General features: G+C 66.0%; 13 protein-coding genes. 4 read left to right on the forward strand and 9 right to left on the reverse strand.

The window, feature by feature from the left end; all coding sequences use genetic code 11:
- Window positions 1–76 precede the first annotated feature (76 nt).
- Window positions 77–724 carry a class I SAM-dependent methyltransferase gene (locus ACL02S_RS07735; protein WP_412801599.1) on the forward strand — a complete coding sequence of 216 codons (648 nt, stop codon included), beginning with the start codon at window positions 77–79 and terminating at the stop codon, window positions 722–724.
- Window positions 725–813: 89 nt separating this feature from the next.
- Here ACL02S_RS07735 and ACL02S_RS07740 read toward each other — a convergent pair whose 3' ends face one another.
- From ACL02S_RS07740 to ACL02S_RS07770, 7 genes are all read right to left on the reverse strand, one after another.
- A complete protein-coding gene (locus tag ACL02S_RS07740) occupies window positions 814–2022 on the reverse strand; it encodes a serine hydrolase domain-containing protein (protein WP_412801600.1) in 1209 nt (402 codons plus the stop codon).
- 137 nt (window positions 2023–2159) lie between these two features.
- Window positions 2160–4109 carry an acetoacetate--CoA ligase gene (locus ACL02S_RS07745; RefSeq protein WP_412801601.1) on the reverse strand — a complete coding sequence of 650 codons (1950 nt, stop codon included), beginning with the start codon at window positions 4107–4109 and terminating at the stop codon, window positions 2160–2162.
- Between the two features lie 29 nt (window positions 4110–4138).
- Window positions 4139–4951 (reverse strand): HpcH/HpaI aldolase/citrate lyase family protein, encoded by an 813-nt coding sequence (locus tag ACL02S_RS07750; RefSeq protein ID WP_412801602.1) that lies wholly within the window; start codon window positions 4949–4951, stop codon window positions 4139–4141.
- Window positions 4948–5436, reverse strand: a complete 489-nt coding sequence (locus tag ACL02S_RS07755) for a MaoC family dehydratase (protein ID WP_412801603.1) — start codon at window positions 5434–5436, stop codon at window positions 4948–4950. Before ACL02S_RS07755 ends, ACL02S_RS07750 begins: the two co-directional genes overlap by 4 nt.
- A complete protein-coding gene (locus tag ACL02S_RS07760; RefSeq protein ID WP_412801604.1) occupies window positions 5433–6593 on the reverse strand; it encodes an acyl-CoA dehydrogenase family protein in 1161 nt (386 codons plus the stop codon). Before ACL02S_RS07760 ends, ACL02S_RS07755 begins: the two co-directional genes overlap by 4 nt.
- Window positions 6594–6756: 163 nt before the next feature.
- Entirely contained in the window at window positions 6757–8793 is a 2037-nt protein-coding gene (locus ACL02S_RS07765) for an acetyl/propionyl/methylcrotonyl-CoA carboxylase subunit alpha (RefSeq protein WP_412801605.1), read from the reverse strand.
- Window positions 8794–8798: 5 nt separating this feature from the next.
- Entirely contained in the window at window positions 8799–10397 is a 1599-nt protein-coding gene (locus ACL02S_RS07770; RefSeq protein ID WP_412801606.1) for a carboxyl transferase domain-containing protein, read from the reverse strand.
- A gap of 93 nt (window positions 10398–10490) precedes the next feature.
- On the opposite strand from ACL02S_RS07770, the gene ACL02S_RS07775 reads away from it, so the two are divergent.
- Entirely contained in the window at window positions 10491–11090 is a 600-nt protein-coding gene (locus ACL02S_RS07775) for an SACE_7040 family transcriptional regulator (protein ID WP_412801607.1), read from the forward strand.
- Window position 11091: 1 nt separating this feature from the next.
- Here ACL02S_RS07775 and ACL02S_RS07780 read toward each other — a convergent pair whose 3' ends face one another.
- A complete protein-coding gene (locus ACL02S_RS07780; protein ID WP_412801608.1) occupies window positions 11092–12342 on the reverse strand; it encodes an ATP-binding protein in 1251 nt (416 codons plus the stop codon).
- Between the two features lie 147 nt (window positions 12343–12489).
- Window positions 12490–12861 carry a MerR family transcriptional regulator gene (locus ACL02S_RS07785; protein ID WP_412801609.1) on the reverse strand — a complete coding sequence of 124 codons (372 nt, stop codon included), beginning with the start codon at window positions 12859–12861 and terminating at the stop codon, window positions 12490–12492.
- A 106-nt stretch (window positions 12862–12967) separates the two neighbouring features.
- Here ACL02S_RS07785 and ACL02S_RS07790 point away from each other — a divergent pair, with 106 nt between their 5' ends.
- Both ACL02S_RS07790 and ACL02S_RS07795 read left to right on the forward strand, forming a co-directional pair.
- Complete coding sequence (locus ACL02S_RS07790; protein ID WP_412801610.1) at window positions 12968–14035, forward strand: alkene reductase; 1068 nt, start codon at window positions 12968–12970, stop codon at window positions 14033–14035.
- A gap of 126 nt (window positions 14036–14161) precedes the next feature.
- The gene (locus ACL02S_RS07795) at window positions 14162–14587 is read left to right on the forward strand and encodes a PPOX class F420-dependent oxidoreductase (RefSeq protein ID WP_412801611.1); all 426 of its coding nucleotides are present in this window, start codon (window positions 14162–14164) and stop codon (window positions 14585–14587) included.
- Window positions 14588–14596 lie beyond the last annotated feature (9 nt).

The raw sequence follows: 14596 nt of genomic DNA on the forward strand, positions 1-14596 counted from the left end.
CACCGCACGTGGATCAGGAGAGCTGGGTATCTTCGCTGGAGAGAGCCGCACATAGGTTCTGTGATTGACTGCCCGCATGCGAATTGGTGACGTGAAAGCCTCTCTTATGGCCGGGTTTGCCAGGCAGCTTGCGCTCCCCACCGGTGCAACGGGCCGGGCAGTAACCAGGCTGCTCAATGTGACGAACCGGGCTCTGATGGACGGCACAGCAGCAGCGATCCATGCCAGCCCCGGTGATGCGGTCGCCGACATCGGTTTCGGTGGTGGTCATGGGCTGCGGTATTTACTCGAGGCCGTAGGTAACAACGGCACCGTCTACGGCATCGACCTGTCCGAAACGGTGATTGCGCAGGCCCGGAAGATGTTTCATGACCCGATCGCCAATGATCGGCTGAAGCTGCATCACGGGTCGATGGATGCCCTGCCCCTGCCTGATGCCGGCCTCGCCGGTGTAGTCACCGCGAACACGGTCTACTACATCGACGACGAAGCACTGGCGGCTTCGCTGAAAGAGGTTGCGCGCGTCCTCGCCCCAGGTGGCCGCCTGGCGATCGGCGCGGCCGATCCGGCCTATCATGCCGCGCTGCCGTTCCGCGACGGCATGATCAGCCGCTCGGAGCAGGAGATCACGAAGTTCCTCGAGGACGCCGGATTCACCGTCACCGATCACCGCCGCGTCGGCGAGAGCGAAAGGGCCTTTCACGTCTACGTGGGTACCCGCTAACCGCGACGAGATCCGAATCGTCACAACCGAAACGTGCCGCGCTGCCATCGAGCACACACTGTCACCTCAGGTTGCGTGTGGCGCTCGGTTCAGGGAGTGGTCGTGGTGTCGCACAAGGCCGCGCCGACGATTTCGACGATGATCTCGGAAACCGCCGCATCCCACTCGACGGCGGCCTCGAGATCCTCGGGAGATAGCGTCGGACCGCTCGTGACCGACACGACGACGGTCTTGCGGCCGTCGTCGGTCCCGGCCAATTCGGTGGTGTACCCAGGGACGCCGCCATCGTGACCGACGCTTGTGCAGCCGGGTGCGACTTCTCGATACAGCAGGCCGAGCCCATACTGTGCACTCCCCGAGGCGAACGAGCGTCGGTCGCGCATCTCGGCGAGTAATGGTGGGGGCAACAGCCTGTCTTCGAGTAGGGCAGTCAGGAAGATGTCGAGGTCCGCAGCGGAGGAGATGATTTCGCCGGCGGCGCCTGCCCAGGTCACTGGTAATTCGGTGACATCGGCGGATTTCGGGTCGCCGGTGCCGAGGTAATCGGCGTATCCGTGGGCGTGCGGGCCGGGGATCTTGCGGATGGTGCCCGGCACGAAGGTGCTCCACAATCCCAGTGGCACGATGATGCGGGTGTAGATCTGCACGGCATACGGCAAGCCGGTCAGCTTTTCTATCAACAGACCGGCCAGAATGTAGTTGGTGTTGGAATACGACCAACCCTCACCGGGCGCGAACCGCGCTGGTTTGCTCAGCGCGAACCCCACCAGCTCATCGGGATGAAAGGAGCGGTTGACTGCCTCCAGTGCTTCGGGACCGGTGATCGGCAGGATGCCGGGCTCGATCCCGTCCGGCCCGAATTCTCCGGTATAGTTGAACAGGCCGCTGGTGTGTTGCAGGATCATCCGCACTGTGATTCGCGGGTCCAGCCCGAACTGCGGCAGGTATGCGGCGACCGAATCCCCGAGCCCGACGCGACCCTCATCGACCAGTTGCAATACAACGGTAGCCACGAATGTCTTGGTGATACTCCCGATCCGGAATCGACCGTCCAGCGGCACTGGATCCGCTCGACCCACCTCGGCGACCCCCGCCGAGTGGGTCCACACCTGCTGCCCGTCTCGCACCCGGACCAGCACTCCAGCCGCACCGCCGGCGACCAGCTCGTCTATGGCTTGCCGCACCTCGGCGTAGTCCCCAGCGCGATCCGGGGAGGCCACCGCCACACTCGAACTCGCCGATCCGGTAGCCACCACCATTGCCGAGAGGGCCGCAATTCCCAACCGCCGCAACAGCATGTCGGATTCTCCCAGATCATCGATTCGGCTGTTCCCGGCCAACCATACTCGCTGGACCGAGCCTTTTCAGCCTGTCCACCGAGCTTTTTCATCCCGTCCGAGTGATGGTGTTCAAAGCTGTTGAATGACTCGAAGGCTCAGTTGTGTCCTGTCTGGGGGAGGGCGCTATACCAGTCGAGTAGGTCGGGGTCGTCGACGGCGCTGCGTTCGACGACGCGGGCCGCGTCGGCGCCCTGGAACAGTTTTTTGATCGGCACTTCCAGTTTCTTACCGGTGCGGGTGTGCGGGATGCCGGGGGCAGGGATGATCTCGTCGGGTACGTGGCGTGGTGAGACTTCGGTGCGGATGGTGTTGTTGATGCGTGCTTTCAGTTCGTCGGTGAGTTCGGTGCCGGGGGCCAGGACCACGAACAGCGGCATCCAGTAGCCGCCGTCGGGTTGTTCGGCGCCGATCACCAGGGCTTCGGCGATCTCCGGAAGCCGTTCGACGGATTGGTAGATGTCCGCGCTGCCCATCCGTATGCCGTGCCGGTTGAGGGTGGAGTCGGAGCGGCCGTGCACGATCACGCTGTGGTGGTCGGTGATGGTGATCCAGTCGCCGTGTCGCCAGATACCGGGGAACATATCGAAATAGGCGTCGTGATAACGCTTTCCGTCGTCGTCGTGCCAGAATCGCACCGGCATGGACGGCATCGGCGCGGTGATCACGAGTTCACCGACTTCGCCGCGCACCGGCTGTCCCGCCGGGTCGTAGGCGTCGAGTGCGACGCCGAGGTAGGGCGCGGACAGTTCGCCCGGCCATACCGGCACGGTGCGTACGCCGCCGATGAATGCCGAGACCACGTCGGTGCCGCCGCTGATCGAGCAGACCTGGACGTGTTCGCCGATGTGCTCACTCAGCCACAGCGCCGAGGAGGTGGGCAGGGTGGAACCGGTGATACCGACCGTGCGCAGCGCCGAAAGATCGTGTTCCGTGCTGGGCTCGGCGCCTGCTTTACTGCAGGCCAGGACGTAGCCGGGGCTGGTGCCGAGCACGGTGGCGCGTACTTCGGCGGCGAGGCGCCATAAGGCGTCGGGGGAGGGGTGGGTGGGGCTGCCGTCGTAGCAGACGATGGTTGCTCCGGCGAGCAGGCCCGCGATCTGGAAGTTCCACATCATCCAGCTCGGGCTGGTGTACCAGAAAAAGGTGTCGTCGGGGCCGATATCGGATTGCAGGGCAACGGCTTTGAGGTGTTCGAGCAGTACGCCGCCGTGGCCGTGCATGATGCCCTTGGGCAGCCCGGTGGTGCCGGAGGAGAACACGATCCACAGCGGATGGTCGAATTCGACGGGCTCGGTGGTGATCACTTGCGACTCCGCCTCGGCCATGGCGATCGCATCGTGCCACGGCAGCGCATCCGGTACGTCGAGCCCGAGCCGGGATACCGCGACCGTGGCCCGCAATGAAGGTATGCCCGCGCACAGCGTCGCGATATCGTCCCGCTTGTCGTAGGTCTTGCCGCCGAATCGGTAGCCGTCGGCGGTGATCAGCACGGTGGGCTCGAGCTGCCCGAGCCGATCCAGCGCCGCCTTCGGCGAGTAGTCCTGCCCGCAGGCGCTCCAGACCGCCCCGATGCTCGCGGTGGCCAGGAACGCGACGACGGCTTCGGGAACATTCGGCAGATACCCCGCCACCCGGTCGCCGCGGCGCACCCCGAGCTCACGCAGTGTGCGGGCGAAAGCCGCGGTATGGTCGATCAACTCGGCCCAGGACACCTCGCGGATCGGGCCGTTCTCGCTGAGCGCTCTGATCGCGGGCCGGTCGCTGCGGGCCTGGCGGATCACCTGGTCGACGTAGTTGAGCCTGGTGCCGGGGAACCACTGCGCGCCGGGCATATCGGTGCTCGTCAGCACATCACCCGCGATCTCGCCGAGTGCGAAGTAGTCCCACAGCGCATGCCAGAACCCGGCGAGATCGGTGACCGACCACTGCCACAGGTCGTGGTAATCAGCCGCGCGCACCCCGGTGCGTTCGGCGACGAATCGCGCGAAGTCGGTGATCCTGGCCTCGGCGATATCTCGTTCGGTCGGCACCCATTGTGGTTGCATCGCGGTTCTCCTGGCAGTGGACGGGGTGATCAGGCGCGGTCTGCGCGGCGGACGATCTGCTCGGCGTGCCGGAACACGGGACCATCGACCATCTTGCCCTCGAAGGTGAAGACCCCGCGGTGGTTCGGTGCTTCGGTCAGCAAACGCCGGGCCCAGGCGGCCTCCTGCTCCGTCGGGGTGTAGGCCGCGCGCAGCACCGGCACCTGGCTCGGATGGATCGCGACTTTGGCATCGAAGCCGACGGCGACCGCGTCCTCGGCTTCCGCGCGCAGCCCGTCCAGATCACGAATATCCAGATACACCGAATCCAGCGCGAACTTTCCGGATGCCTTCGCGGCCAGAAGTGCGGTGGACCGCACATGCCTGACCACCTCCCGGTAGCTGCCGTCGGCATGTCTGCTCGACGTGCCGCCCATCGCCGCCACCAGATCCTCGGCACCCCACATAACGCCGATGGTGTTGCGCGCCATCGCCGCCCTGCCGACCGCGAGTGCACCGAGCGGGGATTCGATCAGTGCGATCACCTCGTAGTCCGGCAGTGCCGTGATCTGTTCGGCCGATTCGCATTTCGGCAGCATGATCCGGCGATAGCGGGTCTGGGCCAGCGTCTCCAGGTCGAGAGTGTGCTCCTCGGTGCCTGCCACATTCACGCGCACCACCGTGGTCTGCGGGTCGAGCGGGGTATCCAGGAGCGCGGCCCGAGCCGCGGCCTTATCGTTCGCGGCGACCCCGTCCTCGAGATCGAGGATCACCACATCGGCTGCCGCCGCGGCCTTCGCATAACGCTCTGGGCGATCGGCCGGGCAGAACAGCCAGGCCGGGCCCGCCATCTGCCAGCTCATGACACGTCCTGCCGCGGGGCCTTACGGACCAGGGTCTTGCGGACCGCGGTGGCCACGATATCGCCGTGCTGGTTGCGCGCGGTATGCGCGAAGGTCACGATGCCTTCGCCGGGACGGCTCTTGGACTCGCGCTTATCGGTGACCACGGTCTCCGCGTACATGGTGTCCCCGTGGAACAGCGGTTTGGGGAAGGCGATCTCCGAGAAGCCGAGATTGGCCACGATGGTGCCCTGGGTCAACTGCGCCACCGACAGCCCGACCAGGGTGGACAGCGTGAACATCGAGTTCACCAGCCGCTGGTTGAACGGGGGCAGCTGCTCGCTGAACGCGGCATCCAAGTGCAGCGCCTGTGTGTTCATGGTCAGCGTGGTGAACAGGACATTGTCCGCTTCGGTGATGGTGCGGCCTGGCCGGTGTTCGTAGACCACCTCGGTGTCGAACTCCTCGAACCACAGGCCGCGCTGTACGACCGCGCGCCGGGTCACAGCCCTAGCTCCCGCCCGATCAGCATCAGCTGCACCTCCGTTGTGCCTTCGCCGATTTCCAGGATCTTGCTATCGCGATAATGCCTGGCGACCGCGTATTCGTTCATGAAGCCGTAGCCGCCGAAGATCTGGGTCGCGTCGCGGGCATTGTCCATGGCGGCCTCGCTGGCCACCAGCTTCGCGATGGACGCCTGCTTCTTGAACGGCTTGCCCGCCAGCATCAGCGCCGCGGCGTCATAGTAAGCGGTGCGGGCGGTGTGTGCCCGCGCTTCCATCCTTGCGATCTTGAAGGCGATGGCCTGGTTGCGTCCGATCGCCTGCCCGAACGCTTCGCGCTCCTTGGCATAGCGCACACTCTCGTCCACACAACCCTGCGCGGCGCCGACCGAGAGCGCGGCGATGGCGATACGGCCCTCATCGAGGATCCGCAGGAAGTTCGCGTAGCCGCGCCCGCGCTCGCCGAGCAGGTTCTCCTCCGGCACCCTGACGTCGGTGAAGCTGAGCGGATGGGTGTCGGAGGCGTTCCAACCCACCTTGTTGTACGCGGGCTCGGCGATGAAACCGGGGGTGTCGGCAGGGACAAGGATGGTCGAGATCTCCTTCTTGCCGCCGCTCTGCCCGGTCACTGCGGTCACCGTGACGAGCGCGGTGATATCGGTGCCGGAATTGGTGATGAACTGCTTACTGCCGTTGATGATCCACTCGCCGCCGTCGGCGACCGCGGTGGTCCTGGTGCCGCCGGCGTCACTGCCCGCACCCGGCTCGGTGAGCCCGAAGGCGGCGAGATTGCGACCGCTGGTCAGTCGCGGCAGCCATTCCTGCTTCTGTTTGTCGTTGCCGAATCGGTAGATCGGCATCGCGCCGAGCGAGACACCAGCCTCCAGCGTGATCGCCACGCTCTGGTCGACCTTGCCCAGCTCTTCGAGCGCGAGGCACAACGCGAAGTAGTCACCGCCCATACCGCCGTACTCCTCGGGGAACGGCAGGCCGAACAGCCCCATATCGGCCATTCCCTCGACCACCTTGTACGGGAAGGTGTGGTTCGCATCGTGCTCGGCGGCCACCGGTGCGACCACCGACTGCGCGAAGTCGCGCACCGTCAGCGCGAGATCGCGGTACTCCTCCGGCAGCGTGCCGGTGGACAGGAAGTCGGTCATGCTGTGTCCTTTCTCGCCTGAGCGGGCCCTTGTGTGGTGATGCTGCGCTGCCGTCTCCGGGCCTGACCGCTCATGCTGTGTGGCTTTCAGCATGAGCGGGGCTCTGTGTGGTGATGCTGCGCTGCCGTCTCCGGGCCTGACCGCTCATGTTGGGCACTTCTTCTTATTCGGTCGGCTCGGCGTGGTTCAGCGGGTTCGGTGTGGCGACGACACGCGCGAGCACTTGATCGAGGCGCACTTGGGCGCCGGGCTCGACCAGCAGTTCGACGGTTCCGGCGATAGGGGCGGTGAGCGAGTGTTCCATCTTCATCGCCTCCACGATGACCACAGGGTCACCCGCGGCGACGGTACTGCCCGCGGTGACCGGCACGGTGATCACCGACCCAGGCATAGGGCTGCGGATTTCGGCATCACCGATATGGTCGTCGGCGCCGCGCACATTGACCTCGGCGACTTCGCGCAGTGTGGCGATGCCGGAGGCCCCGGCCACCCAGAGCAGGCCGTCGTGTTCGGCGACCCGGTAGGTGTGCCGCAGGCCCGCTGTGGTGATGGTGAGCACCCCGGACTCGGCATTACCGGCGAATGTCGCGGTGAGCGTGTGGGTTTCGCCGTCACCGATTCGGACCAGTCCGTCGGTGGGGGTGCCGGAGAGATAGACGTGTTCGATGCGGTCGCCGCCCGCGAGCCGGATCGCTGTCGGCGCGTGGGCACCGATTCGCCACCCGGACGGGACCGACCACGGCTCGGCAGGCGGCGCGGGCCAACGGCGCAGCCAGTGGCAGACCGCGGCAGCGATGAACTCGGCATCGCCGACCGGAGTGGGCTGGAAGTCGGCCACCCGTCGGTCCAGCAGGGCGGTATCCAGCCGTCCTTCGGCCACGTCCGGGTCGGCCAGCAGAAAACGCAGGAATTCGATATTGCTGGTCACACCGAGCAGCACGGTCTCGGCCAGCGCCTGATCGAGTTTCGCAAGCGCGGCGGTGCGATCGGTGGCGTGCGCGATGACCTTGGACAGCATCGGGTCGTAGTCGCTGCCGACGCGCGTGCCGATCCGCAGCCCCGAATCGACCCGCACTCCTCGGCCTTCCGGTTCGTCGAGATCGAGCACCGTGCCACCGGTGGGCAGGAACCCACGCGCCGGGTCTTCGGCGTACACCCTGGCCTCGATCGCGTGCCCGGCCATCCGGATATCGTCCTGGGTCACCGCGAGCTTCTGTCCTGCCGCGACCCGGACCTGGCATTCCACCAGGTCGACACCGGTGATCAGCTCGGTCACCGGATGTTCGACCTGCAGGCGGGTGTTCATCTCCATGAAAAAAAACTCATCGGGCCGGTCGGCGGAGACGATGAACTCCACGGTGCCCGCGCCGACGTAATCCACGCTGCGCGCGGTATTGCAGGCCGCGGCGCCGATCCTGGCTCTGGTCGCCGCGTCGAGCAGCGGTGAGGGCGCCTCCTCGATCACCTTCTGGTGGCGGCGCTGCAGGCTGCATTCGCGCTCGCCAAGATGCAGCACATTGCCGAACTGGTCGGCGAGAATCTGCACCTCGATATGCCTTGGCCTGGTGACGAAGCGTTCCAGGAACAGTGTGTCGTCGCCGAACGCGGCGGCGGCCTCCCGCCGTGCGCTGCGCAGCGCCTCTGGCAGCTCGGCCGGATCGTCCACCCTGCGCATACCTTTGCCTCCGCCACCTGCGGATGGCTTGACCAGCACCGGATACCCGACCTCGGTGGCCGCGGTGATCAGCTCGTCATCGGTAAGGCCTGGCGTGGCGATGCCGGGCACCACCGGGACGCCGAACGCGGCGACGGTGTTCTTCGCGGTGATCTTGTCGCCCATCACCTCGATCGCGCGGGCGGGCGGGCCGAGGAAGACGATGCCCGCTTCGGCCAGCGCGGCGGCGAACGCGGCGTTCTCCGAGAGGAAGCCGTAGCCGGGGTGCACGGCCTGCGCGCCGGTGCGCACGGCGGCGGCCACCACCGCGTCGATGGCCAGGTAGCTCTCCCTGGCCGGGGCCGGGCCGAGGCGTACCGCGGTATCGGCCTCGTGCACGTGTCGTGCGTCGGCATCGGCATCGCTGTAGACGGCCACCGAACGAATACCCATGGCGCGCAAGGTGCGGATCACCCGCACCGCGATCTCGCCGCGATTGGCGATGAGCACGGTGTCGAATGCGACAGGAACAGAGGTGTTGAGCATCGCGATCACATCCGGAAGACGCCGTAGGAGACGGGTTCGAGCGGCGCCTGCGCGCACACAGAGAGGGCAAGTCCGAGCACGGTTCTGGTATCGGCGGGATCGATGATGCCGTCGTCCCAGAGGCGCGCGCTCGAGTAGTAGGGGTTGCCCTGGGATTCGTACTGCTCCCGGATCGGGGCCTTGAATGCCTCCTCGTCCGCGGCGGACCAGGGCTGTCCATTGCTGTCGAGCTGATCACCGCGCACCGTCGCCAGCACCGATGCGGCCTGCTCGCCGCCCATTACCGAGACCCGCGCGTTCGGCCACATCCAGAGGAACCGCGGCGAATACGCCCGCCCGCACATCGAGTAATTGCCCGCGCCATAGGAGCCACCGATCACGACGGTGAGCTTCGGCACCCGAGCGCAGGCCACCGCGGTGACCATCTTCGCGCCGTGCTTGGCTATACCGCCTGCCTCGTAGTCGCGCCCGACCATGAAGCCGGTGATGTTCTGTAGGAACAGCAGCGGGATGCTGCGCTTATCGCACAGCTCGATGAAATGCGCGCCCTTCATGGCGGATTCGCTGAACAGCACGCCATTGTTGGCGACGATGCCCACCGGATGCCCATGGATGTGCGCGAAGCCGGTGACCAGCGTCTTACCGTATTCGGCCTTGAACTCGTGGAAGCCGCTCTCATCATCGCCCGTGCCGTCGACCAGACGGTGGATCACCTCGCGCACGTCATAGGGGGTGCGCAGATCGGCGGGGACTACATCGTAGAGCTCTGCTTCCGGTGCGGCGGGCGCGATGGTCTGCCGCACTTCCCATGGGGTTGCGGTGCGCGGTCCGAGCGTGGCCACGATCCGGCGCACGATACGCAGTGCGTCCTGGTCGTCCTCGGCCAGGTGGTCGGTGACGCCCGAGGTGCGCGAGTGCAGTTCCCCGCCGCCGAGTTCTTCTGCCGTGACCACTTCGCCGGTCGCGGCCTTCACCAACGGCGGCCCGCCGAGGAAGATGGTGCCCTGATCGCGTACGATCACGGCCTCATCGCTCATCGCAGGCACATAGGCGCCACCGGCGGTGCAGGAGCCGAGCACCGCGGCGATCTGCGGAATCCCCTTGGCGCTCATGGTGGCCTGGTTGTAGAAGATGCGCCCGAAGTGCTCCCGGTCCGGGAACACCTCGTCCTGGCGTGGCAGGTACGCGCCGCCGGAGTCGACCAGATACAGGCACGGCAACTGGTTCTGCAGCGCGATCTCCTGCGCGCGCAGGTGCTTCTTCACCGTCATCGGGTAGTAGGTGCCGCCCTTGACCGTGGCGTCATTGGCCACGATCACGCATTCGCGCCCGGATACCCGGCCGATCCCGGTGATGATCCCGGCGCCGGGGGATTCCTCGCCGTACATCCCGGTCGCGGCCAGCGGAGACAGCTCGAGGAACGGGCTACCCGGGTCGAGCAGGTGATCCACCCGCTGCCGCGGCAGCAGCTTGCCCCGCGCGACGTGCCGCTCACGCGCCTTCGCCGGCCCGCCGAGCGCCGTGGTGGCCAGCCGGGCACGCAGATCGTCGACCAGCGCCGTATGCGCGGCGCGGTTGCCGACAGCCTCTTCGGTAACGGTCATCACGCCATCCTGCCATCCAGTTAGTCACCGATAACTGGAATTCAGGTTAATCTTGACTAACCGAGATGTCCAGGTCGGCGGAGAGGAACACGTATGACCAGTGTGGACTCCGCCGCGCCCACTCGTCGTGAACAGTTGAAGGCACAACGAAGAGCACAGTTGCTCGAAGCCGGAGCCCGGCTCATCGCCGACCGTGGTTTCCTCGGCATGCGCCTGGACGACCTCGGCGCCGCCGTCGGCATCAGCGGGCCCGCGGTCTATCGGCACTTCCCGAACAAAGAGGCGCTGCTGATCGAACTGCTCGTAGGGGTGAGTCAGCGCTTGCTCGACGGCGGCACCGCCGTGGTGGCGGCGACGAGCTCGGCCGAGCAGGCGCTGGCCGGGCTGGTCGACCACCACTTGGATTTCGCGCTCGGTGAGCCGGAGCTGATCCGCATCCAGGACCGCGACCTGGACAATGTGCCCGCTGCCGCGCGCAGGGAGATCCGCCGCACCCAGCGCCGGTACGTGGAGATCTGGGTGGCCGTGCTGCGCGAGCTGCATCCTGAGCTTCCCGAGGAGACGGCACGGGTGCAGGCACATGCCGCATTCGGCCTGATCAACTCGACCCCGCACAGTGCGAGTACCGCGACTGCGGTCCGGGCCAGGCCCGTGCTGCGCCGCATGGCGCTGGCGGCCCTCGGTTCGAGCTGATTCACGCTGTGGCGGCGCCCTTCCAGAGGGCACTGATCGGTAGGCAGGACAATCCTTCGCCGAAAGGGAGTTGCTGGTCGCCGCAGTAGAGGACGAAGCCGGCGCGGAATCGGTCACCGAGGCGGTCTTGCAGAATGCGCAGCGTTCGGAAGTCATCGGTGCGAACGGTTTCGGCCGCTTTGACTTCGATGGCGACGATCCGGCCCGCGTTGTCTTCGAGGATGGCGTCGACTTCGCGGCCGTCGCGGTCGCGGTAGTGGTACAGCCGGGCCATGGTCTGGCTCCAGGTGAGTTGGCGGGCGAGTTCGCTGAGGACGAATGTTTCGATGAGGCTGCCGATCGTCGTGTGAGTGGTAACACCGGTGAGCAGGTGGGCGGCGATGCCGGAATCGTTGACGATGAGCTTGGGTGTGGCGATTGCCCTGGATGTCGCGTTGGACGACCAGGCTGGAATGAGCCGGATGAGGTAGATGACCTCTAGTAAGCCGATGTATTCACGGACTGTCGTCACCGGTACACCCAAATCGGAGGACACGCGCCGATAGTTGAGCAACCCTCCGCTCTGCGCGGCCAAGGTCGCGATGAGGCGGCGCATATCGGAACTACGACGAATGTCGGCGACCTGGTGAACGTCGCGACTCATGATGTCGTCGAGATAGGACTTGAAGAACTGGGCGCGGCGCCGGGGCGAATGTCGACTGATCGCTTCGGGGTACCCGCCACGTGCGGCGAGGGATATGTAGTCCTTGCGTCGCAGTTCCGCTCGCTCGGTCCGTAAGCGGCTACCTTCGGTGAAGGCGGCGTCGACGAAATCATCGGGCGAGTTGTTGATCTCGCCTTGGGACAACGGGAACAGCTCGATGGTTTCGGAGCGCCCTGGCAAGGAGTCGGGCAGTTCGCTCAGGCCGAGCAGCCGTGCTGAACCGGTCAGCAAGAATCGGCCAGGACGGGGATCCCGGTCGACCGTGTTCTTGATGGCAAGCCACAGTTCGGGGACGCGTTGGACTTCGTCGATCAACATGGTGCCCGGCGCATCGAGGAAGGCGACCGGGTCCGCTGCGGCCGCCGATCGAGTCCTCGGGTCGTCCAGATAGCATTTGACAGCATCCACGCGGTTGACCAGGCAGTGCTCGGCTAATGTACTTTTGCCTGTTTGACGTGCGCCGTTGATGATGACGACCCGAGTATCGGCGAGGGCCTCCTCGATCAGGTCGGCGGCGCGGCGAGGCAGGTAGTCGACAGCTTGTCGCATGAAGAAATGATACGGAATTCCGACGATCTGCCGACAGTTCTGTCGACGATCTGCCGAGGGTTGCGTCGACGATCTGCCGAGGGTTGTTCCGATGATCTGCCGTCCATGGTCCGGTGGAGAATTGTGCGCGGACCCGGCGGCGGGTGCTCACGCCTGGCCGCAGCCCCCGCCTGAGGCCAGCACCGCGGTGGCATCCTCGATGACGGTGTCGAGCTGGTCGCGGGTGCGCACCAGATCGCTGATGGTCTGGTCGATCCGATCCCTTTCGGACACCAGTCGTTGCACCAGTTCCGGCGTCGCGTGGCCGTTGCTCACGCAGGGCAGGATGGTCAGGATGGTCTTACTGGACAGTCCGGCGGCGTAGAGCCGCTGGATCAGTTCGACCCGGCCGATCGCGCTGTCCGGGTAATGGCGTTGTCCGCTGGGGCTGCGGGTCGCCGCGAGCAGGTCGTGCTCCTCGTAGTACCGCAACGCTCGCACGCTGACCCCGGTCTTCGTGGCGAGTTCGCCTATCCGCATGCCGCCTCCTATGAGCTGTATCACTGCTACTTGCCTCTAACGTTAGCGTTAGCTTTTAGCGTAGCCGTATCGGATCGAAACCTCGACAGATACGAAGGAAATAACCGTGACCAGCTTGTTCGACAGCTACCAGCTCGGCGGCCTGCGTTTGCCCAACCGGATCGTCATGGCCCCGATGACCAGGGCCAGGGCCACCATGGACGGATTGGCGACCGCATCGATGGCGACCTATTACGCCCAGCGGGCCACGGCGGGGCTGATTGTCACCGAGGGGATCTACCCCAGTTTGCAGGGCCAGTCCAATCCGGGTGGACCGGGTCTGGCTTCCGACGCGCAGGCCGAGGCGTGGCGCCCGGTGACCGACGCCGTGCACGCCAACGGTGGCCGGATCGTCGCCCAGCTCATGCACTCGGGGCGGGTCGGCCATGAAGAGGTGGCCGGTTATCTGCCGGTCGCGCCCTCGGCCGTCGCCCTGCCGACTCCGGTGTTCACCCCTACCGGTCCGAAGCAGGCACCCGTGCCGCGCGCTTTGACTCTTGCCGAGATCCCCGGTGAAGTGCAGTCCTATGTGGATGCCGCGCGGCGTGCGATCGACGCCGGATTCGACGGTGTCGAGTTGCACGGCGCCAATGGCTATCTGATCCAGCAGTTCCTGTCCTCCAGCGCCAACCAGCGCACCGACGCCTACGGCGGCACGATCGAAGGCCGGATCCGGTTCGCCGTCGAGGCCGCCGCGGCCACCGCCGACGCCATCGGCGCCGACCGGGTGGGAATTCGGCTCTCCCCTGGTGGCACGGTGCAGGGCATCGTCGAAGACGAGATGCCCGAGCTGTACGGCGCACTGTTCGCCGAACTGGCACGCCTGGACTTGTCCTACGTCGACGTGCTCGCCACGGCCGAGCCGGAGCTGCTGATCGCGCTGCGTAAGGCGTGGCCGAACACGTTCATCCTCAATCCCGGTGGGCAGATCAGCCCGTCGCCGTCCACTCTGGCCGATGGTGAGCGCTGGCTCGCCGAGGGCGCGGATCTGATCGGTTATGGCCGCGCGTACCTGGGCAATCCCGATCTGGTTGAACGCTTCCGGACCGGTGCGCCGCTGCGGGAGGTCGGCCACGAGACCTGGTATCAGGGTGGCGACACCGGCTACATCGACTACCCGAGCCACCAGTACTGACCAGCAGGCCATCCTGACGGATGGGCCAGGACAGATGGGCGAGGTCATCTGTCCACCGCGGCTGGTACGGGGGCCGGATGGGTGCGTAATGCACGCACCCATCCGGCCCGCGGTTAGGGTGAGCCGATGGCGGCACTTTCCGATCCTGCTATCCGCGCATTCCTGACCCAGGGCACCAGAACAGCCAAGGTGGCGTTCGTGGCCGCCGACGGAAGGCCGGTGGTCACACCGATCTGGTTCGTCCTCGACGGCGATGAACTGGTTTTCAATACCGATGCGTCGAGCGCCAAGGGCAAGGCGTTCGCCAGGGACGGACGCATCGCGGTATGTGTCGATCTGGAGGAGCCGCCCTATGGGTTCGTCCAGGTGCAAGGCACCGTGACACTCTCGGCGGATCCGGATGAGCTGCTGCGGGTGGCCACCGAGATCGGCGGGCGTTATATGGGACGAGACCGGGCCGAGGAGTTCGGCAAGCGCAATGGCGTGCCAGGCGAGCTGGTGGTCCGGCTGCGGCCGACGAAGGTGCTCGCCCACTTCGATGTGACCGGCTGAGCGACGCGG

Source organism: Nocardia spongicola, from assembly GCF_047200775.1.
Lineage (GTDB): Bacteria > Actinomycetota > Actinomycetes > Mycobacteriales > Mycobacteriaceae > Nocardia.